Genomic DNA, 24887 nt, shown 5'->3' on the forward strand with positions numbered 1-24887 from the left:
GTTACCAAAAAAATCCAACAACTAGCGCTGTAATAAATAATAAAATTACAGATAATATTCTATAATTCCTGTACCATGGTAACATCTTCAATTCTTTAGACTCTTCTGCAAACATTTCTCTTTTATAAGTATACTCCAAAATTTGTTGTTCAGATTGCGGCTTGGTTAACAAACTAACTGTTATATGAATCACCACACATATCACAAATAACCATGTGGCTTTCGCTAGAAAATGCAACTCATTTACTTCAGGAATCCAATTAAACGTTTGTGATAGAATCATAAAAATCGCTAGTGAAAACCCAGTTAATAAACTCACAATAGAACCTGTTCCATTGGCACGCTTCCAAAATAACCCAAGAATAAATGTAGAAACCGCAGGAGGACACGTGTATGCTATAACTAATTGCAAATATGTCCATAACGAATCACTCACGCTTTCTATAAATGGCACCCAAGAGATTGCCAGTACAACAAGTATAACAGTTGTTATCTGCCCTACTCTTACCAATTGTTTACTAGTCATTTCTGGTCTAATTTGTCTTACAAAATCCATTGTCACCAGAGTAGATGCCGAATTAAATGTTGCCGATACCGATGACATCATGGCCGCCATAAGTCCTGCTACCACAAGTCCCAGAACTCCAACCGGTAACAATTGAAATAGTAACACCGGGTATGTTAAATTTGGGCAATCTGATAAATCTTTACAAATCTCACCATTCGTCAAACCATAATTGAGAGAAGAAATATCAAGCTCACTAAATAACAGCAACGCCAATACTCCTGGCACCACCATAATAAATATTACAGGAAGTTTTAGTAACCCTGCAAATAAGGCTCCCCATCTACCATGATTTAAATTCTTGGCACCAAGCACACGCTGTACCATAAACTGATTATTGGCCCAAAAATAGAATCCTAGCAGCGGCACTCCTGTTAATAACCCCCACCAGGGCATGAACTCATCGTTGCTTGGTCTCACCAAACTAAATACCTCTCCAGAATTTGCCGGAATAAACTTACCTTCTGCAGCCCGATCTCCAAAGTTCACATCTCCAGATGATAACATGGCATCTAACTTTGCCATCATAGCAGACCACCCTCCACCTAATTGATCAAACGCAAAATAGGTAAGTAAGCAAGAGCCTAAAATTAGAAGTATCGCCTGAATTACTTCCGTTTGGATTACAGAGTTTAACCCACCGGGGATAGTATATGCAGCTGCCGCTACCGCCAGAATAATCAAGATTAGAGTAGAATCTAAAGACGGAAACAATAAGGTTAACACAATCTTTCCTACATACAATCCCGCAGCAGTATCAACCAAAATATTACCTATCACAGTAATGAAAGAAAAGTAATACCTAGATCTACTATCATACCTTCGCTCCAAAAATTCTGGCATCGTGTATACCCCAGATCTCAAATAGAATGGCAAAAAGAAGATGGAGAAGAAAATCAATACGACCACCGCAAACCATTCATAGTTGTATACATTAATATTGGTTTGGTAAGCATCTGAGGCCAAACCTACCAAAGTAGAACTTGAAATATTAGCAGAAAACAAGGCTATACCCACGATCGGCCAGGTCATAGTTCGACCACCCAAAAAATAATCCTCAGAATTCCCTCTTTTCGATTTTGATATTCCGTAGATAATGATTCCTATTAAATAAATAACTATAACTCCAATGTCGATATATGATAATTCATTCATGTGTGAAGTGTTTGATTCTGGATTAAATGCTAGTTCTTTAAGTATAAGATTTGGGAGAGTCTTAAAGCTAAAATTAATTACTTTTTTGTGAAAAAGCTTGCTGAATATACAAGTTTATAACAAAAAGAATGTGATATTATTAATGAAATACCGTAAAAAAATCTATACAAACGTTTGTATTATGAAATTTTCAAAAAAAAGAATGGGTTAACCTTTTAAAAAGTCAATATTACGTTGTAATCCTGAAAACTTAGTTCGCTTAACTGCAGATTTTTGAAATACCTTTGAGAATACTTCTTGTGTGATTTCTTCCCAATCCTTTTTTGTCATCTCTAACAACTCTGGTTTTGGATTAAACAGGGGTTCATTATGAGGTTTTGAAAATCGGTTCCATGGACAAACATCCTGACAAACATCGCAACCGAACATCCAATTATCGAATGTGTTTTTAAAGGAACTTGGTATTTCTTCTTTAAGTTCTATAGTAAAATATGAGATACATTTACTCCCATCTACCACATAAGGCTCAACAATAGCTTGTGTAGGACATGCATCGATACATGCTGTACATGTACCACAATGATCAGTCACAGGAGTATCATATTCTAAATCTAAATCTACAATAAGCTCTGCGATAAAATAAAAGGAACCCACCTGTTGTGTAAGTAAGTTACTATTCTTACCAATCCAACCCAATCCGCTTTTTGCTGCCCAGGCTTTATCGAGAACGGGTGCAGAATCTACAAAAGCCCTACCGTGCACCTCTCCTATTTCTTCTGAAATAAAATTAAGAAGTTGTTTCAATTTATCTTTGATCACAAAATGATAGTCAGTACCGTAAGCGTATTTTGAGATTTTTGGCGCTTCTTCATCTTTTTGAAAAGAAGAGGGAAAATAATTAAGTAATAATGAGATTACACTTTTTGAGCCTTCAACCAGTTTTGTAGGATCCAATCGCTTGTCGAAATGATTTTCCATAAACTTCATTTCTCCATGCATCTCTTTTTTCAGCCATGCTTCTAAACGAGGAGCTTCCTGTTCAAGAAATTCAGCTTTAGAAATACCGCAGGAGATAAAACCCAAACGTTTTGCTTCGGCTTTTATAAGTTTTGCATATGTCTCACCAGAATTCAAACCTTAGATATTTCTTATGAAAATTAATTCAAAAGTAATTCTTCTGAAGATGATATCCATATTCTTTTTATCTTTTAAACTCTTTTGACAGTGCTATCGAGGTAAGAATTTTATGATCGCATTTTCAGGCTTTAGTGTGATCAAAGGTTTAATATAAATCTCATCATGTTTAGGAACAATTTTATAGGCTCGTAGTAGCTCACTTATAGCCAAAACCATTTCATACATCGCAAAATTATTACCAATACACATTCTTGGCCCTGCTCCAAACGGGAAATACCAATCTGAATATTCTTTTTTAGCGATTTCGGGATGAAAACGATCTGGATTAAATACTTCGGGATCTTTCCAGAATGCTTTATGTCGATGTATTTCAAAAAAGGAAATAAGTACGGTTGTACCTTTTACAATTTCGAGGTCGTTAAAAGAATCACGCGCCACTGCTAATCGATCTGAAAAATAAGCCGGCGGATACATTCTCATTGCCTCTTCTACACACTGCTTTGTAAATGGATATGCTGAAACCTCTTCTAATGCCGATATGCTTGAGGAGGTATTTACTATTTCCTGATAGGCTTTTTGTTGAATTTTGGGGTTATGCCCAAGCAGCAACAAGGTAAAAGTAAGCGCATTTGATGTAGTTTCATGTCCGGCAGTAAAAAGAATAAGAATTTCATCTATTAACTGTTCGTTATCCATCGCGCTACCATCATCATATCTTGCCTCTAGCAACATATCCAGTAAATCATCGAAACGTTGATCTGACCTTTTTCTTTCTTCGATAAGATCATTCAAAATATCCCTTGCTTCTTTAGTAAGCTTGAGTGTTGCTTTGGTTTGCCCACTTATATTGAACCACCATCGCTTATAAGGTTGGCGTATTTCTTTAATTAAAGTCTTTTGAGCAGCCTCGGTAATGTATTGTAATCGTGAAACAGTCTCTCCACTATCTGTATAACTAAACAATGATTTTGCTACTACCTTAAAGGCCAAATCATTCATTATAGGGAAAACATCGATATCTTGTTCGGGTTGTATTTTTGAAAACTCTTCTTTAATTACACTCTTCATAGTGTCAATTAAAGACTCCAACTTTTTTTTATGAAAAGCCGGCTGAATCAATCGTCTTTGTTTTAGCCATTTTTCACCATTGGCCGTTAAAAGCCCTTCACCTATATATCGAGCCAAATCTTTGGTTTGCAACTCAGACTTATAATAATTTTTGTGATTCTTTTGTAGCATATGTTTAGCAAACCCAGCATCTCTAGTAAATATTACCGATTTGCCCATACCAAGTTGCACCTTAAAAACGTCACCATGTCTCTCGAAATTTTCGTTGTGAAATGGCAAGGGGTTTTTTAAAATACGACTAGCATTTCTAAGAACTTTGATAAACGGAACGACAGGAAGAGTTTTGTATGACATATACTATTAACTAAAAAGCCCTCCTTGAATTCCTCCTTTTATTCGTCCCAGATGCTTATACGCTGCCTCGGTAACTTCTCTTCCTCTTGGCGTGCGTACTATAAACCCCTGTTGAATCAGAAACGGTTCATAAACTTCTTCGATGGTTTCTGCACTTTCACTAACTGCGGTAGCCAATGTGGTTATTCCCACAGGTCCTCCTTTAAATTTATCTATAAGAGTAGATAATATTTTATTATCCATCTCATCTAACCCGTGTGCATCTACATTAAGCGCTTTAAGAGCGAATTTTGAGATTTCTATATCAATAGTGCCATTGCCCTTAATTTGAGCAAAATCACGCACCCTACGTAGTAATGCATTGGCAATACGAGGTGTTCCTCTACTCCTTCCTGCTATTTCTATGGCTGCTTCCATAGATATTGGAACTTTAAGGATTTGCGCACTCCTTTGTACAATAGTGGCCAATAATTCTGTAGAATAATACTGCAACCTCGATTGAATTCCAAAACGGGCACGCATAGGCGCGGTTAGCAGCCCTGATCTGGTAGTAGCTCCTACAAGAGTAAAAGGATTTAAATTTATTTGTACCGTACGCGCATTGGGGCCACTCTCGATCATAATATCAATTTTATAATCTTCCATTGCTGAATACAAATACTCCTCTACAATAGGGCTTAGTCTATGAATCTCATCTATAAATAGGACATCTCTATCGTCGAGATTGGTGAGTAACCCTGCTAAATCCCCAGGCTTATCCAAAACCGGACCTGAAGTTACTTTGATTCCCACTCCCAATTCATTTGCCAAAATATGCGCTAAAGTAGTCTTCCCTAAACCAGGAGGCCCATGAAATAGTGTATGATCCAAAGCATCATCTCTCATATTTGCAGCCTGTACAAAAATCTGAAGATTCTCTAAAACCTGATCCTGACCAGTAAAATCTTCAAAGGCAAGAGGCCTTAATGCTCTTTCAATATCTAAGTCCTCTTTTGAATAATTATCTGCAGAGGGGTCAAGGTTTTGATTCATAGATTAATAATTTTCTGTATAACATGGGTAATCCCAAGACAAAGATAGTATACTGATTGTGAAAATGATTTCTATTCCTAAGTAAATAAACAAAGTTTATTGGGAGGAACATCTTCAAAAGTCTTACATATTCAATTTTTATTTTCTAGGTTTCCCAATGCTATAAAAACTAAAAATAACTATTTCCATTCTTTTCTTTTATAACCTCCCCGCTGATCAAAAATTTTAAGAAGAAAAGCATAGCCACTATATCGGCAGAATATATTACTGCCTGAAAAACCGAATTGTTATAATAAAATTCTTGTATAGGAAGCATAGCGTTGACCAAAATACAACTACTTCCTGCTATTGCTAAATAGTGTGTATATGTATGGAGATTTCTTAGATATATAATAAAGCAACAAGCAAGATAAATAAAGAGAGACACTATAATTGCAACAGCAAAACCAATAGAATCTTCAAAATTTGGCATTGATAAGGTGAAAATAGAAAAAGTAAGATATAAAATTAACACTATACTTATTAAAACCGATGGGGTCAAAAATTCTTTAGATCTAATAGCACTAAAAGAAATAAATGGTAACAATAAATAAGAGCACATTAAATAGTATAACGTAAGTAATATGCCTACATACTTAAAATATTGCTCAAAATCTTTTAGAATAAGTATATCATTCACCATAATTATTATGATAATTAGAGGGTAGAGTGCATTAACTTTTTTCCGGTTTTCTAGATAAACCCAAATAAGACCTAAAGAGGATACTGGTTTTAAGATGATCAATTCTTCATTCCCAAAAAAAAGACCAACGTAAAAAATAAGCGCTATGGATACATAGCAGAAAATATGTGCTGCCGAGTAAAAATTCAAACCAGATTAACGTATTTATACCTAAAAATAGGATATAATTTCGATTTACCCATTAAATCTCACCAGTCTTAACCAACAATGGAAAGTGATAAAAAAGAAAAAACCCTTTTAAACAAGTTTAAAAGGGTTAATTTATCTTAACTACATCTCTTTAGTGATGCATTTCTTCTTCACCATCTTGTAAAGGCGTAATTTGAGAGACCCAATCCTGTCCCGCAATTACATATTCACCATTTTCATTGGTCTTACTATAGTCATAAGGCCATCTGTATACATGAGGAATATCACCAGGCCAGTTACCATGCATGTGCTCTACTGGCGTGGTCCACTCTAATGTATTAGATTTCCATGGGTTTTGCGTTGCTTTTTTACCGTAGAACATTGAAACGATAAAATTATATAAAAATACCAACTGTGCGGCTGCTGTTATTAATGCGAAAACAGTAATCAACACATTGGTATCTGCTAAATCATCAAAATATGGGAAATTCGAATTGGTGTAATAACGACGTGGTAATCCCGCCATACCAATAAAGTGCATTGGGAAGAATACCCCATAGGCACCAATTGCGGTTACCCAGAAATGAACATATCCAAGGTTTTTGTTCATCATTCTACCATACATTTTAGGGAACCAGTGATATACCCCGGCAAATAATCCATAAAGGGCAGATATTCCCATTACCAAGTGGAAGTGTGCTACTACGAAATATGTATCATGCACGTTAATATCTAATGTACTATCTCCAAGAATAATACCTGTAAGACCACCTGTAATGAATGTTGAAACTAATCCGATTGAAAATAACATAGCCGGATTAAGCTGCAAGTTACCTTTCCATAGTGTGGTGATATAGTTAAATGCTTTTACCGCAGAAGGAATCGCGATTAATAACGTCGTAAATGTAAATACAGATCCTAAAAACGGATTCATTCCTGAAATAAACATATGGTGCCCCCATACAATCGTAGATAAGAAAGCAATAGCTAAAATAGATGCTACCATCGCTCTATATCCAAATATAGGTTTACGTGCGTTTGTTGCAATAATTTCTGATGTTATACCTAAAGCCGGAAGTAATACAATGTATACCTCTGGGTGTCCTAAGAACCAAAATAAGTGTTCAAACAATACTGGCGAACCTCCTTGATTATGTAAAACTTCTCCAGCAATATAGATATCACTTAAATAGAACGAAGTACCAAAACTTCTATCCATAATAAGTAATAATGCTGCTGAAAGTAATACTGGGAAAGATACAATACCGATAATCGCAGTTACAAAGAAAGCCCATATCGTTAAAGGCATTCTTGTCATTGACATTCCTTTTGTTCTTAAGTTAATTACTGTTACTACATAGTTCAATGAACCTAATAACGAAGATGCGATAAATATTGCCATAGACACCAACCATAATGTCATCCCAGTTCCAGAACCTCCGATAGCCTGTGGCAATGCACTTAATGGTGGGTAGATAGTCCATCCTGCAGATGCAGGTCCAGCCTCAGCAAATAATGATAATACCATGATTACACTACTTAAGAAGAATAACCAATAAGAAATCATATTCAAGAACCCAGAAGCCATATCTCGGGCTCCAATTTGTAATGGAATCAATAAGTTACTAAATGTACCACTTAGACCAGCTGTAAGCACAAAGAATACCATTATTGTACCATGAATAGTTACAAGAGCCAAGTAAATACTAGGATCCATTACACCGTCGGTTCCGAACTTACCTAAAAGTACTTCATAAATAGTGAATTTATGATCTGGCCAAGCCAACTGCATTCTAAATAACAGGGACATAGCTATACCAATAATACCCATAATCAAACCAGTAACTAAATACTGCTTTGAGATCATTTTATGATCTTGACTAAAGATATATTTGGTAATAAATGTCTCTTTGTGGTGGTGGCCGTGGTCATCGTGGGCATGCTCACCTGCATGTGCTATTGCTGACATATGCTATTTCTTTTTTAATAAAATATACTAAATTCTTCTTTTTCTTCTAGTTACTTGCTTGAGCTGACATTTGCTCACCAAATGTTTGCTGCGTTTTTAACCATGCTTCATAGTCTTCTTCTGACTCCACAACAATCTTCATTTGCATATTATAATGTGAAGCTCCACAAATCTTATTACATAACAAATAGTAATCGAATGTGTATTCTTCTAATGCTTCATCTCCAGCTGCAACTAATTTCTTACTCTTCTCTTTTCTAATTTTATTGATAGTAGCTACTTTCTCTATCATAAAATCGCTACTTCTCATTTCTTCAGAGGTCATCGTAGGAGTGTATGAAAATTCAGTAATCATACCTGGCACTACATTCATCTGTGCTCTAAAGAATGGCATATAAGCAGAGTGTAAGATATCTTGGGATCTCATTTTAAAGATCACTTTTCTATTTACTGGCAAGTGCAACTCTGTTGTAACTTTATCATCTTTACCGTAATTATCAGAAGCATCTATACCTAAGGTATTAACTCCTTCGATAAAACGTACATTAGCTTTTCCTAATACATTATCTTCACCAGAATATCTAGCTCTCCAGTCAAACTGGTAAGCATATAATTCAACGATTAAAGGATCACCCTCTTCTTCATCGATATTCATGATATCTGTCCATGTAAATAATCCGTAGATAATAAGACCAGCCAAAACAATAACAGGGATAATGGTCCAGATAAATTCTAATTTATCATTATCTGCGAAAAACAATGCTTTGTTTTCCTTTTTACCTCTATACTTATATGCGAAGTAATGAAGTAATCCTTGCGTAAGAATTTGTACGAACATAATCAATACCATCGAGATAAGCATTAATCTATCGTAATCTACACCATGCTCTGATGCTGACTCTGGCAAGAAAAACGTATGATACTCTGTAAAACAATATATTGTTAAAAGGTAAATGAAAACCACGAAGGCCAACATAAGCTTACCCTGCATATTATTATCCTTATCATTTGCAACTTGGGAATCATCAACATTTTTTAATTGAGACAACTTCAAGATTTTCGACATTTGCCACAATGTGATTCCGAAAAGTGCTATAACTACTATGGTTAAGAATACAGTCATTTTTATCTATCTTCTTTTTTACAATTCAAATTTTAATAATGGAAATGTTTACTTTCCTCTAAATATGGGTTTCCTTTTGCCAATAAAGGCGCTTTTGTAAGTGCTCTGAAAACAACGAACAAGAACAATCCTAAGAACAACAATACAGCACTTATTTCGCTTATACCTATGAACCAAGATTCTCCAACCGTTGCCGGCATAACCATATTAAATACATCTATATAGTGACCACATAGAATAACTATTCCAGCCATTACAACAAACCAATTTACCCTCTTGAAATCACTATTCATCAACACCAATAATGGGAAAATAAAGTTCATTACTAACATACCAAAGAAAGGTAGTTTATAATCTTCAATTCTTGTGATGAAGTAAGTAACCTCTTCAGGAATGTTAGAATACCAGATCAACATGAACTGAGAGAACCAAAGGTATGTCCAGAAAATACTAATACCGAACATAAACTTTGCTAAATCATGAATATGACTGTCATTTACAAATTCTAAGTATCCTTTAGATTTAAGGTAAATTGTCATTAAAGCAATGGTAGTAATTCCCGAAACAAATAAACTAGCGAAAACATACCATCCGAACAATGTACTAAACCAATGTGGATCAAAACTCATAATCCAATCCCAAGACATCATAGACTCTGTGTAAATAAAGAACACCAAGAATCCAGCAGATATCTTAAAACTCTTCTTGTACCATCTGTTTCCTTCTGAATCTTCATCTTGTTTTCTTGAAAACTTAACTGCGAAGTGACGATATAATAACCATCCTCCTAAGAATATTGCAGCTCTGATTATAAATCCTGTACCATTTAACCAGCCTGATTTACCTTGAATTAATTTATCGTGTGCAACAACTTCTGGGTCTGCCCATACAAATAAATGATTTACATGGAATCCCGATAATGCTAATATCACAAATAGAATGATTCCCCCTGGTACAAGGTATGCAGTAATTGCCTCCATAACCCTAAACAATACCGGTGACCATCCCGCCTGCGCTGCAAATTGAATCGCATAGAATGCAAGAACACCTAAAGCGATCATAAAGAAGAAAAAGGCTGCAACATATAATGCTGCCCAAGGCTTATTTTGCAATTGATGCAATACATGTTCGTAATGTGCGTCACCTCCGTGAGCATCTTCTCCATGTCCTTCACCATGATCTTGAGTTGCCGTTTCTCCATGACCTCCACCATGAGAATCATGAGATGCCATCATTTCTTTTACCTCTTCTATAGAACTAGGTCTCTGTGCAAATCCTAAAACCAGACCTACAAGACCTACAACCATAAGGATGATAGAAAATAATCTTAATCTATTTGATAGCTTGTACATATCTTTATAATATCGTTATTCTTTACTCTTTTAATTTTAGTGTTCTGCACCAGAATGGTCTTCCTCAACTTTTGGTGCTACTTCTGCAACATCTGCGTCTATACGAGCAGTTGTTCCCTCGAGATCAGCTTTTAGCTTTTGCACATACTGTACAATCTGCCAACGCTCATGCTCACTAGTTTGAGAAGCATAAGATCCCATAGAATTTATACCGTAGTACATCACATGATAAATACTACCTTCTGTGATTGCTCTACCAGCGTCATCATAACTAGGAACCCCAAGAATTTTTTCTCTTTGTACTAAGATTCCTTTTCCGTCTCCTTTTGTACCATGACAAACGGCACAATATATATCGTAAAGCCCTTTACCTTTTTCTTGGTTTTCTAAAGTATATCGTATAGGATTCTTTAGTGTATCTTTTGCTAACTGATAACCTTCGTTAGAATTTTCAAAATCGTAAGGCATCCACCCTCTTGGTATAGAACCTTCTGCAGGTTGCATAGCTTCCTGTTCCCCAGGAAACACCCTGTATTCTCCGTAAGTTTCATAACCAACAGATTCATACATATTTGGCATATATTGATAATTAGGCTTAGAATCTTTTTGACAAGAAACAATCCCTAAGATCATTACTACCGCTGCTATTATTTTTATACTATTCTTCATTATTACTAATGGTTATCTTCTTCCTTTTCTATTACTTTTACCTCTACTGCTCCAGTATCACTTAATAAACTGGTAAGTGCATTTACGTCGTGGTGACCAGCATCTACCTCCATCAAAAAGTGGTCATCGGTTGTTCTTACATCAGGATTTTCAGCTTCTTTAAACGGCCATAATCTACTTCTCATGTAAAAAGTGATAACCATTAAGTGAGCAGCAAAAAATACTGTAAGCTCAAACATAATAGGAACAAAAGCAGGCATATTTTCGATATAGCTAAAACTTGGTTTACCACCAATGTTTTGAGGCCAATCTTCGATCATGATATAGTTCATCATAGTGATCGCCACCGTGAGTCCTACACATCCATACATGAATGCTGTAATAGCCAAACGTGTATGTGGTAATCCCATAGCTTTGTCTAACCCGTGTACCGGAAACGGACAAAATACTTCTTCGATGTGATAATGTTCTGCACGAACCTTCTTTACAGCGTCCATTAGGACATCATCATCATTATATAATGCATGTATAACTTTCGATGCCATACTTTTAATTATTTTTAAGTTTAGCGGCTTGACCAGCCCAATCATCACGTTGTGCTCTACCAGGGAACGAACCTGTGATACTATCTAACAAATCATACTCTTTCGCAGTCATTTTACTTACCTGATCAAAAGTATATATTCCGATCTCATTTAGTTTCTTTTCCATCACTGGTCCAATACCATTCACCTTTTTAAGATCGTCTGCTTGTTGGGTTTCAGGATCAAAAGTACCTAGATTACCCAATAAATTATTTATATCTTCTTCTGTAGCTTCTATTTTAGCTTCTACAACTTTCTCGACTTTTTCTTCAGTTACCTTAGTTGCAGTTTTTGGAAGTTCGTCTCTATGGTCTATTCCTGCTTCTCTTAATTTCTTATATTTTTCTCCAGAAGATTTTAAGATCGTCTTAACCTCCGCTTGTGCAATTACAGGGAATGTACGTGCATATAGTAAGAACAACACAAAGAAGAACCCTATCGTACCGATGAAGATACCAATATCTACAAACGTAGGAGAGAACATTGTCCATGAAGACGGAAGATAATCTCTGTGTAATGATGTTACGATAATTACGAAACGCTCAAACCACATACCTATATTTACTACTATCGAAATTATAAAGGAGAACATGATACTTCTTCTCAATTTTGGGAACCACATAAACTGTGGAGAGAATACGTTACATGTCATCATTGCCCAATATGCCCACCAGTAAGGTCCAGTTGCTCTATTCAAGAAAGCATATTGTTCGTACTCTACTCCAGAATACCAAGCAATAAATAACTCAGTTATATATGCTACACCCACTATAGAACCAGTAATCATAATTACAATGTTCATTAGTTCTATATGTTGTATGGTAATGTAATTTTCTAAGTTAGACACCTTTCTCATAATGATAAGAAGTGTGTTCACCATTGCAAATCCTGAGAATATTGCCCCTGCAACGAAATATGGAGGGAAGATTGTGGTATGCCATCCTGGGATTACAGATGTAGCAAAGTCAAAAGATACAATAGTATGTACAGAAAGTACAAGTGGCGTTGCCAAACCTGCAAGAACCAAAGATACCTCTTCAAAACGTTGCCAGTCTTTTGCTCTACCGCTCCATCCAAAAGAAAGTAAACCGTATATTTTCTTATTAAATGGTGTAATTGCTCTATCTCTGATCATTGCAAAGTCAGGCAATAAACCAGTCCACCAGAATACTAAAGATACCGATAGATACGTAGAAATCGCAAATACATCCCAAAGTAATGGTGAGTTAAAGTTCACCCACAGTGATCCAAATTGGTTAGGAATTGGCAGTACCCAATATGCCAACCATGGACGTCCCATGTGAATAATTGGGAAAAGACCTGCTTGAATTACCGAGAAGATTGTCATCGCCTCTGCAGATCTGTTAATTGCCATTCTCCATTTTTGACGGAATAACAATAATACAGCAGAAATAAGTGTACCTGCGTGACCGATACCTACCCACCATACAAAGTTGGTGATATCCCAGGCCCATCCTACTGTTTTATTTAATCCCCAGGTTCCAATACCTGTAGAAACTGTATATATAATACAACCTATCCCCCAAAGAAAAGCAACAAGTGCGATAGAGAATACAATCCACCAAGATTTATTTGCTTTTCCTTCAACCGGTGCAGCAACATCGACTGTTACATCGTGGTATGTTTTATCACCAGTTACTAAAGGCTTTCTTATAGGTGCTTCGTAATGAGACATAATCCTTTATAATTGAATTTATTCTTTATTTAGTTAATTAGGCTTCTGTAGTATTTCTTACTTTAGTTTGGTACATCACATTTGGTTTTGTACCTACGTGCTCAAGTAAGTGATACATACGATTATCTTCTTTAAGTTTGGCTACTTTACTTTCCTTATCATTGATATCTCCAAAAATCATAGCCCCAGATGAACAAGCAGCCGAACATGCAGTCTGGAATTCTCCATCCTTAACCATTCTTCCATCTCGTTTTGCATCTAGTATTGTTTTTTGTGTCATTTGAATACACATAGAACATTTTTCCATAACCCCTCTAGAACGTACAGTAACATCTGGGTTAATAACCATTCTACCAAGGTCATTATTCATATGATAATCAAACTCGTCGTTATTACTATATAAGAACCAGTTAAATCTACGTACTTTATAAGGACAGTTGTTTGCACAATATCTTGTACCTACACAACGGTTATATGCCATATGGTTTTGCCCTTGTCTACCGTGAGAAGTTGCCGCTACCGGACATACGGTTTCACAAGGAGCATGGTTACAGTGCTGACACATTACAGGTTGGAATACTACCTGCGGATTGTCTGATGCACTTTCCATCTCACCAAATTCAGAAAGAGAGCTTCCTAAACCAGCGATATTATCTTTCTTCTGATCATCTTTCTCAAAGCTATCCTGAGAAGAGTAGTAACGGTCAATACGCAACCAGTGCATATCACGAGATCTACGTACCTCAGACTTACCAACTACAGGAACATTGTTCTCTGCATGACAAGCTATCACACAAGCACCACAACCGGTACATGCATTTAAATCGATAGAAAGATTGAAGTGATGACCAATAGAACGATCAAATTCATCCCAAAGATCTACCTCTGGAGAAGTTACTTCGTATTCGATATGATTTTTACTTACTTCTGGTATAGCATTCCATACATGCTTGTCCTTAGTATTAAAAATCTCCAATGTTGTTTCCTTAACAATGTCTCCTCTACCCATTAAGGTGTTATGTAACTGTACACAAGCGAACTCATGAACCCCTTCTACAGCGGTTATAGTTACATTTTGAACATTATTAAAGTTCTTATATAATGAATAGGCATTTACACCTACTATCATTTCTTCTTTAAGCCCTTTTGACTTACCATATCCTAATGCAAGTCCTACAGAACCTTTAGCTTGACCTGGCTGAATAATAACTGGAGCAACAACTTCAGTATCTCCAACAGTAACTTTTGCATAACTACCGTTTAAGGCTCCATTTGCTACGTTTTCATTAGTAAGCCCTAAAGCTTCAGCATCAGCTCTTGAAACCGTTAAGTAGTTATCCCAAGAAGCTCTGGTAATCGGGTCTGGCATTTCTTGTAACCAAGGGTTATTAGCTTGTTGCCCATCACCCATTGCTGTTTTGGCATACAAAGTAAGCTCTAAACCGTTTGCAGCTTTAGCATTTGACAATCTTCTTGCCGCCGCAGCAACATCTGGACCGCTAGAAACCGGAGTAGCTGCTTCGGCATCGACAACATCACCTTCTGGCGTTGAGATAGCGTCTACTAACTCCTGTTTTGGAAGTGCAGGTGTTACTAAAACACCATCGTGCAATGCTTGGTTCCAAGAACTACCTCCTAGAATACCTGTCCATGCACTTTTAATATAATCGTGATATGTAGACGTATTTCCTGTCCACTTTAATAAAGTATCTTGAAATTGTCTAGTATCAAATAATGGTCTAATTGTTGGCTGTGTTAAGCTATAGCTTCCTTTCTTTAACTCAACATCTCCCCAAGATTCTAAATAATGAGGTGTAGTTGCCACATAACTACATAATTCTGCAGTAGCATCATTATGCATACTAAATGCTACCGAAAGCTCAACTTTATCAAGTCCAGCCTTAAACTCATCTGCATTAGGCAACGAGTATGCAGGGTTTACACCAGCTATTAACAAAGCACCAACACGACCAGCATTCATATCCTTTACTAGTTGTGCAACTGCTTTAGCATCTCCCTGACGTATCTTTCTTGGCGTAGCTTCATTAAATGCTTTACTCGAGATAGCTTTGTTGATTGCCAACACCACTAACTGAGCATCTACATCCTGAACACCACTAACCACTACGGCATTTCTACCAGCCTTCTGAATTTCCTTTGCAGCTTTAACCACATGAGCATCTAAATCTGCTCCTAAAGAACTCTTAGAGCCAGAACCCGTAACATATGCGTACAATGCAGCTAATACTTGCTTTTGTTGCGCAGGAGTAATAGCTACTCTTTTATCAGCATTTGCTCCTGTTAATGACATGTTAGATTCAAAATGGATGTGCTTAGACATTTTTCCATTTTTAGGAACTCGCCCTTGCGCATAGCCACTATCGTATCCTCCTCCTTGCCAATCTCCTAAGAAATCTGCTGCTACACTTACAATAGTATTTACTTTTGAAAAATCGTAATCTGCAAGGGCTCTTTCTCCATACATCGCTTGATACGCATCTAAAGCTTCGCTTTGAGATACAGCATCATACACCACATGCTTTACGTTTTGATATTTTGCTTTGAATTCAGAAACCAATTTAGAAGTCGAAGGACTCGCAAAAGTCTGCGTAAGCAATACTATTGGTTTTCCGCCTAAAGCATTCAACTTAGCACCAACTTCTTTATCTAAAGTTTCCCAGCTAATATCTTCTCCACCTTTTTTCTTAGGTCCTTGAAGACGTGAATTATCATATAAAGACAGAACCGAAGCATGAACTCTTGCGTTTGCATCTCCATTTGAAGTCGCAAGGTTATTATTCTCTACTTTGATTGGTCTACCTTCTCTTGTTTTGATTAAAACACTAGCAAAATCATACCCATCTGCAATTGTTGTAGCATAGTAATTTGCAACACCTGGAACTATACGATCCGGCTGCACCACATAAGGTATTGATTTTTTCACAGGCCCTTCACATGCAGCTAAAGTTGCTGCAGCTGTACTGAAACCTACATATTTAAGAAAGTCACGACGAGAAGTCGAAGAACTCTCTAAAGATGATTTATCTCCTAAAAACTCATCCGTTGGTATTTCCTGAACGAACTCATTTTGTTGTAGCGTCTCAACAATAGAGCTATTTTCGTTTAGCTCTTCAACACTTTTCCAGTATTTCTTGTTTGATGACATATATAATTGATATTAGCTTCTTACTTAAATTCCGTTAACGGACTATTTTATTAATAGTGACACTTACCACACTCTAAACCACCCATCTGAGCAGCCGTAAGCTGATCTACACCATATTTTTTAGAGAGTTCTTTATGAATTTTTTCATAGTACTCATTATCTGCAACCTTAACATTGGTCTCTCTGTGACAGTTGATACACCATCCCATAGTAAGTGGAGCATGCTGATACATAATTTCCATCTCTTCTACTGGACCGTGACATTTTTGACATTCTACTCCAGCAACACTTACGTGCTGAGAGTGGTTAAAGTATGCAAAGTCTGGAAGATTATGAATACGAACCCATTTTACCGGCTCAGTTTTCCCAGTATACGACTGAGAAGCTTCATCCCAACCTACAGCTTTATACAACTTCTTAATTTCGCCATCATAAAACTCTTTTGAGTAATCTTCGGTAGCCGTAGTCTCTGCAACCTCACTGATAGACTTATGACAGTTCATACAAACATTCAAAGAAGGAATTCCTGAATGTTTAGACACTCTTGCAGAAGAGTGACAATATTTACACTCTATCTGGTTTTCGCCAGCATGTATTCTATGAGAATAGTGGATTGGCTGAATTGGAGCATATCCTTGATCTATACCTACCTGCATGAAATACCCATATACAAAGTACCCACTTGCAAGTAACAAGAACACTGCAGACACCAATACTAAGAACTGATTCTGAACAAACGCTTTCCAGAGTGGAGTTCTTTCTTCGCTTACTGGCAATTCAACATTATTTGCCTCGGCAAAACTTCTTAATGTTTTGTTCACCAAATACAGCACCACCATAAGCATTAAGAATACTAATGCTAATATTGCTAAAATAACATTGGTAGAAACCCCAGAACCACCTGTAGCAGTTGCCGTTGTTTGTCCTGGAGGTGGTGGAGGCGGATCTGCCTTTGGCACCATCACATAGGCCAAGATATTATCAATATCTGTATTTGTTAACTGCGGAAAAGCATTCATCGCAGTCTTATTGTACTCTTCGTAGATCGCGATAGCCTGAGCATCTCCAGCCGCAATCATAGCCGCACTATTTTTTACCCAAGAATATATCCACTCTCTATCATACTTATCTGCAACTCCAAAAAGAGCAGGACCTGTCATTTTCTTATAACGTTTATGACAAGCAGCACATAAAGATTTGAACAACTCTTCTCCTTTGGCTACATCTCCTCCAGATGTAGTTTCGGTCGCTGCAGCTTCAGGGGCAGCTTCTTCCTGTCCAAAAACAGGACTCAAAAAAGTAAATAAAAAAACAGTTCCTAGGATTAGGATTTTAGAGGCTGAATTTCGGTGTTTCACCTGTTTCATATTATCAAGTAGAATTATCGTCTTAACTTTGGTATGGTTTTTTCTATACTTTGTTAAAAAAATATAAAAACGGCCATTTTTAATTCGACGACAAAAGTACTACAATAAGTCGATTTTGGAAATGTTAGAGAAGCGTTAACTACTAATTTATAATAATTCTAAATAATATTTTTTGGCAATTTTGAGTTATTAAACTTTACCTTTGCTCTAAATTAATTTGTAATGAGAATGTTAAACCTAAAACGTTGTAGTTTTTTAATTTGTTTTAACCTTTTGAGTATTTCATATCTAACAGCTCAAGATTCAACAAATACAACCACAGACACACCAAATAATGGTAATTTTATAACCGCTAACATAGACCCTGTTCCTGAGGCTACCGTTACTATTAATCAAGATCCCAGAATTCAGACCTTGCTTAACATCAAATCTAAGATGGAAAAAGATGGAGATTTTAGTGATCGATACAAAATACAGTTATACTATGGAAACCTCAATAAAGCTAATGAAATTATGAGGTCTGCAAGAGAAGAATTTCCAAAATTAGACGTCTCAATACAATTTGAAACTCCCAACTACAAAGTTTGGATGGGAAATTACAGAACCAGACTTGAAGCCGATAAAGCTCTTAAAGAAGTTTACACTAAATTCCCTAGCGCTTTTATCTTTAGGCCAGAAAAAAAATAACAACACGATAAGTAAACAAAAAAAAGCCTCTACATGTAGAGGCTTTTTTTTGTTTATAAATAAACTTTACAGCTTTTTCTTCACTGCTACTTCTTGGTAAGCTTCAACAACATCTCCTATCCTGATATCATTGTAATTCTTGATCTGAAGACCACAATCATATCCTTTTCCTACCTCTTTCACATCATCTTTAAATCGCTTTAAAGAAGCTAACTCTCCAGTATATACAACCACACCTTCTCTAATCAATCTAATACCAGAGTTTCTGTATATCTTACCATTCTGAACCATACATCCTGCAATGGTACCCACTTTAGAAATCTTGAAGGTTTCTCTGATTTCTGCCGTACCAGTAATTTCTTCCTTCATTACTGGAGAAAGCATACCTTCCATCGCATCCTTCAGGTCATTAATAGCATCGTAGATGATAGAATATGTCCTGATATCGATTTCTTCTTTATCTGCTACAGATCTTGCATTACCCGCTGGTCTTACATTAAACCCAATGATAATCGCATCAGATGCAGAAGCAAGCAACACATCACTTTCAGTAATAGCACCTACTGCCTTGTGAATAATATTTACATGAATCTCTTCGGTAGATAATTTCTGGAACGAATCTGTTAATGCTTCAACCGAACCATCTACATCTCCTTTTAATATAATATTCAACTCCTTGAAATCTCCAAGTGCAATTCTTCGTCCAATTTCGTCAAGTGTTATATGTCGTTGTGTACGCACAGACTGCTCTCTGTGTAACTGAGCACGTTTTGATGCAATATCTTTTGCTTCACGCTCATCTTCCAGCACATTAAATTTATCACCCGCCTGAGGCGCTCCATCTAGACCAAGGATTGAAACCGGAGTTGATGGCCCAGCTTCTTTAATATTGTTTCCTCGCTCATCTTGCATCGCTTTAACTTTACCGCTATTCTTTCCTGCAAGCACATAATCACCTATTTTAAGCGTTCCTGTTTGAACCAATACCGTTGAAACGTATCCTCTACCTTTATCAAGGAAGGCCTCAACCACCGTACCAGATGCCAAACGATTTGGATTCGCCTTTAATTCTAATATCTCAGCTTCAAGAAGTACTTTCTCAAGCAATTCTTTTACACCAAGTCCGGTCTTTGCCGAAATATCATGTGATTGAATTTTACCACCCCAGTCTTCAACCAATAAATTCATTGAAGCTAATTTTTCTTTAATCTTATCAGGGTTTGCAGTAGGCTTATCAACCTTGTTTATTGCAAAAACAATAGGAACCCCAGCTGCTTGAGCATGGCTAATAGCTTCCTTTGTTTGCGGCATCACATCATCATCGGCTGCGATCACAATAATAGCCAAATCGGTCACCTGTGCTCCACGTGCACGCATCGCTGTAAACGCTTCGTGACCCGGTGTATCTAAAAACGCTATCTTTTGCCCACTCTCCAATTGTACACCATACGCTCCAATGTGTTGGGTAATCCCTCCACTCTCACCAGCGATTACGTTCTCTTCACGAATATAATCCAGTAATGACGTTTTACCATGATCAACATGTCCCATAACTGTAACTATAGGTGCTCTAGGAGACAGGTCTTCGGGAGCATCAACAATCTCTTCGATAGATTCCTCAATATCTGCCGTTACAAAATTCACTTCGTAACCAAACTCGTCTGCAACAATAGACAAAGTCTCTGCATCGAGACGCTGATTCATCGTTACCATGATACCTAGAGACATACAAGCCGATATTACTTCGGTTGTAGACACACTCATCATCGTAGCAACCTCAGAAACGGTAACAAACTCTGTAACCTTAAGAATCTTACTTTCTTGTTCTTGCTGCGCTACATCATCTTCCGCTTTTTGACGGTGCTGATCTCTTTTATCTCTTCTATATTTTGCCGCTTTCGACTTATTAGATTTCCCTTGTAATTTTTCAAGAGTCTCTCTAACTTGTTTTTGCACTTCTTCTTCGCTAGGCTCCTCCTTAACTATAGGTGGTCTTTTTCCTTTTCCTTGACCTCTTCCTCGATTTCCTCCAGGACCTCTATTTCCACCAGGACCTCGGTTACCTTGTCCACGGTTTCCTCCAGATTGATTACCTCCAGGTCTTCCTCCACCATTACCAGAAGCTCCGCTTTCTTTACTTATTCTTCTACGACGCTTTTTAGGATCACCAGCACCACCTTTGTCAGATTTATCATCTTTTTTCTTGGCAGGTTTTTTAAACTGAGTAAGATCAATTTTTTGACCTGTAAAGTTAGGACCGTCTAGTTTTTTATACTGCGTCTTTACTTTTTCTGGTCCAGTTGAGACATTCGCCTCTGGAGCAGGTTCTTCTTTCTTTTCAGCAACAGGTTTTGCGGGAGGTGGTGTCTCCTGTTTTTTCTCCTTCACCTCTTCTACTGGTTTAGGAGCCTGTTTTGTTATTTTAATGCTTTTCTTAGCCGGTCTGTTAGAAATCATTTCCGGCTCTTTAGCTTTAACTTCTTCTTTTTTAGGAGCTTCTTCCGCTTTTACTTCGGGCTTTTGCGCTTCTTGCTCCTTTTTCTTCTCTAAATCAATTTTCCCTACTTGTTTAGGGCCACTTAATTGAGCTTTGGCTTTTACAACTTCACGTGCCTCTGCAAGCTTACGTTTTTCTTCCTGCTCATTCTCAATCTGCACACGTAATGCCTCTTTCTCTTTTCGTTTTTCTTCTCCAACCTCTTTAGAAGCCACCTTTTTACTCTTATCGGTCTGAAATTCATCAAACAAGAGTTGATAAATGTCTGGAGAAATTTTTGTGGTAGGACGCGCATCGATCTCGTGACCTTTTGAATTCAAAAAGTCAACAGCCCGATCTAGCGAGATATTGAATTCGCGTAGTACCTTATTTAATCTCATTGTTTTTGCTTCAGCCATAAATGCCTTTTATTTTATGCTCAAATATAAATTAATTGTGTTTATTAATCCTCAAATTCTGATTTTAATATTTTTATCACCTCACTCACAGTCTCTTCTTCAAGATCTGTTCGCTTCACTAGGTCAGACATATCTTGCTCCAAAATACTCTTCGCAGTATCCAACCCTATCTTTGAGAATTCTTCTATAATCCAAGAATCAATTTCGTCTGAAAATTCTGTTAACTCCACATCTTCTTCAACACCTTCTCTAAATACATCTATTTCAAAACCAGTTAATTGACCCGCTAGTCTAATATTATGACCTCCTCGTCCAATCGCCTTAGAAACTTCTTCTGGCCTCAACATTACTTCGGCACGAGAGTTCTCCTCATTAATCTTAATAGAAGTAACTTTTGCTGGACTCAACGCTCTTGTTATATACAATTGTAGGTTATTCGTATAATTAATTACGTCAATGTTTTCATTACCTAACTCCCTTACAATTCCATGAATACGAGAACCTTTCATACCCACACACGCTCCAACAGGGTCAATTCTATCATCATAAGAATCTACTGCAACTTTAGCCTTTTCACCAGGAATTCTAACGACTTTTTTAACTGTTATCAATCCATCGAAAACCTCAGGAATCTCAGATTCAAATAATTTTTCTAAAAATAACGGAGAAGTTCTTGACATGATAATAGCCGGCTTATTACCTTTTAACTCTACCGATTCTATAACTCCTCTAACATTTTCTCCTTTACGGAAAAAGTCTGAAGGGATTTGTCTATCCTTTGGCAAAATAATCTCATTTCCTTCATCATCAAGCATGATAATTGCTCTATGTCTAATGTGATGTACTTCGGCCGTATAAATTTCACCTTCTAATTCCTTAAATTGTTTATAGATATTGGTATTATCATGCTCGTGAATTTTTGAAATTAGATTTTGGCGTAACGCAAGAATAGAACGTCTTCCTAAATCGATAAGCTTAACTTCCTCAGACACATCTTCCCCTACTTCAAAATCTGGCTCAATTTTTTGTGCTTCAGTTAATGATATTTCCTGATTACCATCTTCTACCTCACCATCTGCAACTACAATACGATTTCTCCAAATTTCTAAATCTCCTTTATCAGGATTAATAATGATATCGAAATTATCATCACTACCAAACTTCTTCTTTAGGGCATTTCTAAACACATCTTCTAAGATCGCCATTAACGTAACACGATCTATAAGCTTATCATCTTTAAATTCTGAAAATGACTCTATTAATGCGATATTTTCCATATCAATATTATAATTAAAATGTTATCATAACTTTTGCTTCAACAATATTTTCATAAGCTATATCAGCTTCTTTAGTAACGGTAACCTTTCCTTTACCAACAGGCTTTGGCTCTCTGGTTTTCCAGGATAAAGTAATTGAACTTTCCGTAGCAGAAATCAATTCCCCCTCTATTGTTTCGGTTGTTGTTTTTACCTTTAGTTTTCTCCCAACATTCTTTTTGTACTGGCGCAGATGCTTTAATCCTTCAGAAACTCCTGCAGACATTACCTGAAGTGAAAAATCTTCTTTTTCACGATCCAAATTATGCTCTATTGCACGGCTAATTGCAATACAATCTTCAACCCTTACCCCGTCGTCTCCATCGATAATAATTTCGATACTATTATCTGGTTGAATTTTATAATCAATTAAAAATAAGGACGGTTTTTCTTCAAGCGCCCCATCTAGTAAATTTTGAACGTCGTCTTTTAATGACATAAGTAGATAAAAAGAGGGGACTTTTCGTCCCCTCAACCTGGTTTTTTAATTTCAACGGTGCAAAGATAGCAATAATATCTTAGATACAAAATATGTTAAAGAATGAATTTATTCGTAAATTTAAGATATCTAATACACACGATAGTTCTCTGAGGTTTAAGAATTTAAATACCACCTACCCCATCACAAACACTATCGCTATAAGGATTCACATTTTGACAAATAATCTTATGAAGAAATAACACATTTCAAAAACGCCATAATTATGATCAAAAATATACTCGTACCCACAGATTTTTCGGAACAAGCGGAAAGCGCTCTAAAGGTGGCGGCACAAATTGCCAGAAAAAACAATGCATCTATTTATTTGTTACACATTCTTGAACTCCCGATGCACCTTACAGACCTTATGGCTTCTGGCGCTCCGGCAGCAGCTCCTGAAGCTATTTTCTTTATGAAACAGGCACATAGCAAGTTTGAAGAGATGATGAAAAAAGATTATCTTATTGATTTAGAAATTATTGAAACTGTAAGTTTTGAAGATATTCATACCGGAATCAATGAAGCAAGCGAAAAGAATAATGTAGACATTATTGTTATGGGCTCTCATGGCTCTACCGGTTTCGAAGAATTGTTTATCGGTTCTAATGCAGAAAAAGTAGTTCGCACATCGAAAAAACCTGTTTTGGTGATCAAGGAAGACTGCGAGCTATTCGATATTGAAGATTTTGTTTATGCCACAAATTTTGATGATGAAGACAAACCTTGCTTGCTTGCTGCCAATGATTTTTCAAAAACAATCTCAGCCAAACTTCATTTGGTATGGATAAACACCGCAAACGGTTTTAAAACTACTTATGAAACAGAAGAAAAAATGAATAAGATGATTGCAGGCTTAGGCATAGAAAATTACACCCTCAACATTTACAACGACATTACTGTAGAAAAAGGAATATTGAATTTTGCTGGCTCTGTTAATGCAGGTATGATAGGAATTAGCACCCATGGGCGAAGAGGGATATCACATTTTATAAATGGGAGCCTCGGAGAAGATGTTGTTAATCATGCCAAACGACCTGTACTTACTTTTAAAATTCAAAGTTAAATACCCCTATTTACCCTTAACCAACCCCGATTCGTTCTAAAATAAAAAAGGAGTAACAAATGTTACTCCTTTTTGTTGGTCTACTAGGGCTCGAACCTAGACTCTTCTGGACCAAAACCAGACGTGTTGCCAGTTACACCATAGACCAATGCGTCATTGCGGGTGCAAATTTAAAACATTCTTTTGGGTATGCAAACATTTTTTAAAAAATTATTACTTAAAATTTCTATTATCCTCCTTTCAAAATGATTATCAACTATTCAAAATATAAACTTCTGTTAAGCGTTTGCTAAAAAAATAAAGGTAAAAGTATTTTTATCACTAAATTCGCCACACG

General features: G+C 36.6%; 18 protein-coding genes and 1 tRNA gene. 2 read left to right on the forward strand and 17 right to left on the reverse strand.

What is annotated here, in order from left to right; translation table 11 throughout:
* Position 1: 1 nt before the first annotated feature.
* The 13 genes from M0D21_RS12740 to M0D21_RS12800 form a co-directional block, all read right to left on the reverse strand.
* Positions 2-1720 carry a sodium:solute symporter gene (locus M0D21_RS12740; protein ID WP_248330062.1) on the reverse strand — a complete coding sequence of 573 codons (1719 nt, stop codon included), beginning with the start codon at positions 1718-1720 and terminating at the stop codon, positions 2-4.
* Positions 1721-1927: 207 nt separating this feature from the next.
* Positions 1928-2854, reverse strand: a complete 927-nt coding sequence (gene queG / locus M0D21_RS12745) for a tRNA epoxyqueuosine(34) reductase QueG (RefSeq protein WP_248330064.1) — start codon at positions 2852-2854, stop codon at positions 1928-1930.
* A 93-nt stretch (positions 2855-2947) separates the two neighbouring features.
* Positions 2948-4279 (reverse strand): cytochrome P450, encoded by a 1332-nt coding sequence (locus tag M0D21_RS12750; RefSeq protein WP_248330066.1) that lies wholly within the window; start codon positions 4277-4279, stop codon positions 2948-2950.
* Between the two features lie 6 nt (positions 4280-4285).
* Complete coding sequence (gene ruvB, locus M0D21_RS12755; protein WP_248330068.1) at positions 4286-5311, reverse strand: Holliday junction branch migration DNA helicase RuvB; 1026 nt, start codon at positions 5309-5311, stop codon at positions 4286-4288.
* Positions 5312-5480: 169 nt separating this feature from the next.
* A complete protein-coding gene (locus tag M0D21_RS12760) occupies positions 5481-6182 on the reverse strand; it encodes a hypothetical protein (protein WP_248330070.1) in 702 nt (233 codons plus the stop codon).
* Positions 6183-6333: 151 nt separating this feature from the next.
* Positions 6334-8151, reverse strand: coding sequence for a cytochrome c oxidase subunit I (locus M0D21_RS12765; RefSeq protein ID WP_248330072.1), 1818 nt, complete (start codon positions 8149-8151; stop codon positions 6334-6336).
* Between the two features lie 46 nt (positions 8152-8197).
* Positions 8198-9274 carry a cytochrome c oxidase subunit II gene (locus M0D21_RS12770; RefSeq protein WP_248330074.1) on the reverse strand — a complete coding sequence of 359 codons (1077 nt, stop codon included), beginning with the start codon at positions 9272-9274 and terminating at the stop codon, positions 8198-8200.
* 32 nt (positions 9275-9306) lie between these two features.
* A complete protein-coding gene (locus M0D21_RS12775) occupies positions 9307-10626 on the reverse strand; it encodes a quinol:cytochrome C oxidoreductase (protein WP_248330076.1) in 1320 nt (439 codons plus the stop codon).
* A 36-nt stretch (positions 10627-10662) separates the two neighbouring features.
* The gene (locus M0D21_RS12780) at positions 10663-11295 is read right to left on the reverse strand and encodes a c-type cytochrome (protein ID WP_248330078.1); all 633 of its coding nucleotides are present in this window, start codon (positions 11293-11295) and stop codon (positions 10663-10665) included.
* A gap of 5 nt (positions 11296-11300) precedes the next feature.
* Complete coding sequence (locus M0D21_RS12785) at positions 11301-11840, reverse strand: DUF3341 domain-containing protein (protein WP_248330080.1); 540 nt, start codon at positions 11838-11840, stop codon at positions 11301-11303.
* A 4-nt stretch (positions 11841-11844) separates the two neighbouring features.
* Positions 11845-13578, reverse strand: coding sequence for an NrfD/PsrC family molybdoenzyme membrane anchor subunit (gene nrfD / locus M0D21_RS12790; RefSeq protein ID WP_248330452.1), 1734 nt, complete (start codon positions 13576-13578; stop codon positions 11845-11847).
* 34 nt (positions 13579-13612) lie between these two features.
* Positions 13613-16741, reverse strand: coding sequence for a TAT-variant-translocated molybdopterin oxidoreductase (locus tag M0D21_RS12795; RefSeq protein WP_248330082.1), 3129 nt, complete (start codon positions 16739-16741; stop codon positions 13613-13615).
* Between the two features lie 50 nt (positions 16742-16791).
* A complete protein-coding gene (locus tag M0D21_RS12800) occupies positions 16792-18108 on the reverse strand; it encodes a c-type cytochrome (RefSeq protein WP_248330084.1) in 1317 nt (438 codons plus the stop codon).
* Positions 18109-18330: 222 nt separating this feature from the next.
* Here M0D21_RS12800 and M0D21_RS12805 point away from each other — a divergent pair, with 222 nt between their 5' ends.
* Positions 18331-18795 carry an SPOR domain-containing protein gene (locus tag M0D21_RS12805; protein WP_248330086.1) on the forward strand — a complete coding sequence of 155 codons (465 nt, stop codon included), beginning with the start codon at positions 18331-18333 and terminating at the stop codon, positions 18793-18795.
* A 66-nt stretch (positions 18796-18861) separates the two neighbouring features.
* Here the strand turns inward: M0D21_RS12805 and infB are convergent, their stop codons facing one another.
* Genes infB through rimP form a run of 3 tightly spaced genes read right to left on the reverse strand, consistent with a single transcriptional unit; the run spans position 18862 to position 23445 of the window.
* The gene (gene infB, locus M0D21_RS12810; protein ID WP_248330088.1) at positions 18862-21690 is read right to left on the reverse strand and encodes a translation initiation factor IF-2; all 2829 of its coding nucleotides are present in this window, start codon (positions 21688-21690) and stop codon (positions 18862-18864) included.
* Positions 21691-21734: 44 nt separating this feature from the next.
* Entirely contained in the window at positions 21735-22967 is a 1233-nt protein-coding gene (gene nusA, locus M0D21_RS12815) for a transcription termination factor NusA (RefSeq protein ID WP_248330090.1), read from the reverse strand.
* Positions 22968-22980: 13 nt separating this feature from the next.
* Positions 22981-23445 (reverse strand): ribosome assembly cofactor RimP, encoded by a 465-nt coding sequence (gene rimP, locus M0D21_RS12820; protein WP_248330092.1) that lies wholly within the window; start codon positions 23443-23445, stop codon positions 22981-22983.
* 265 nt (positions 23446-23710) lie between these two features.
* Between rimP and M0D21_RS12825 the strand changes: the two genes are divergently transcribed.
* A complete protein-coding gene (locus M0D21_RS12825; protein ID WP_262922109.1) occupies positions 23711-24550 on the forward strand; it encodes a universal stress protein in 840 nt (279 codons plus the stop codon).
* 75 nt (positions 24551-24625) lie between these two features.
* Here the strand turns inward: M0D21_RS12825 and M0D21_RS12830 are convergent.
* Positions 24626-24698, reverse strand: a tRNA-Gln gene (locus M0D21_RS12830).
* Between the last annotated feature and the right edge of the window lie 189 nt (positions 24699-24887).

This window comes from Aquimarina acroporae (assembly GCF_023195925.1).
GTDB lineage: Bacteria > Bacteroidota > Bacteroidia > Flavobacteriales > Flavobacteriaceae > Aquimarina > Aquimarina acroporae.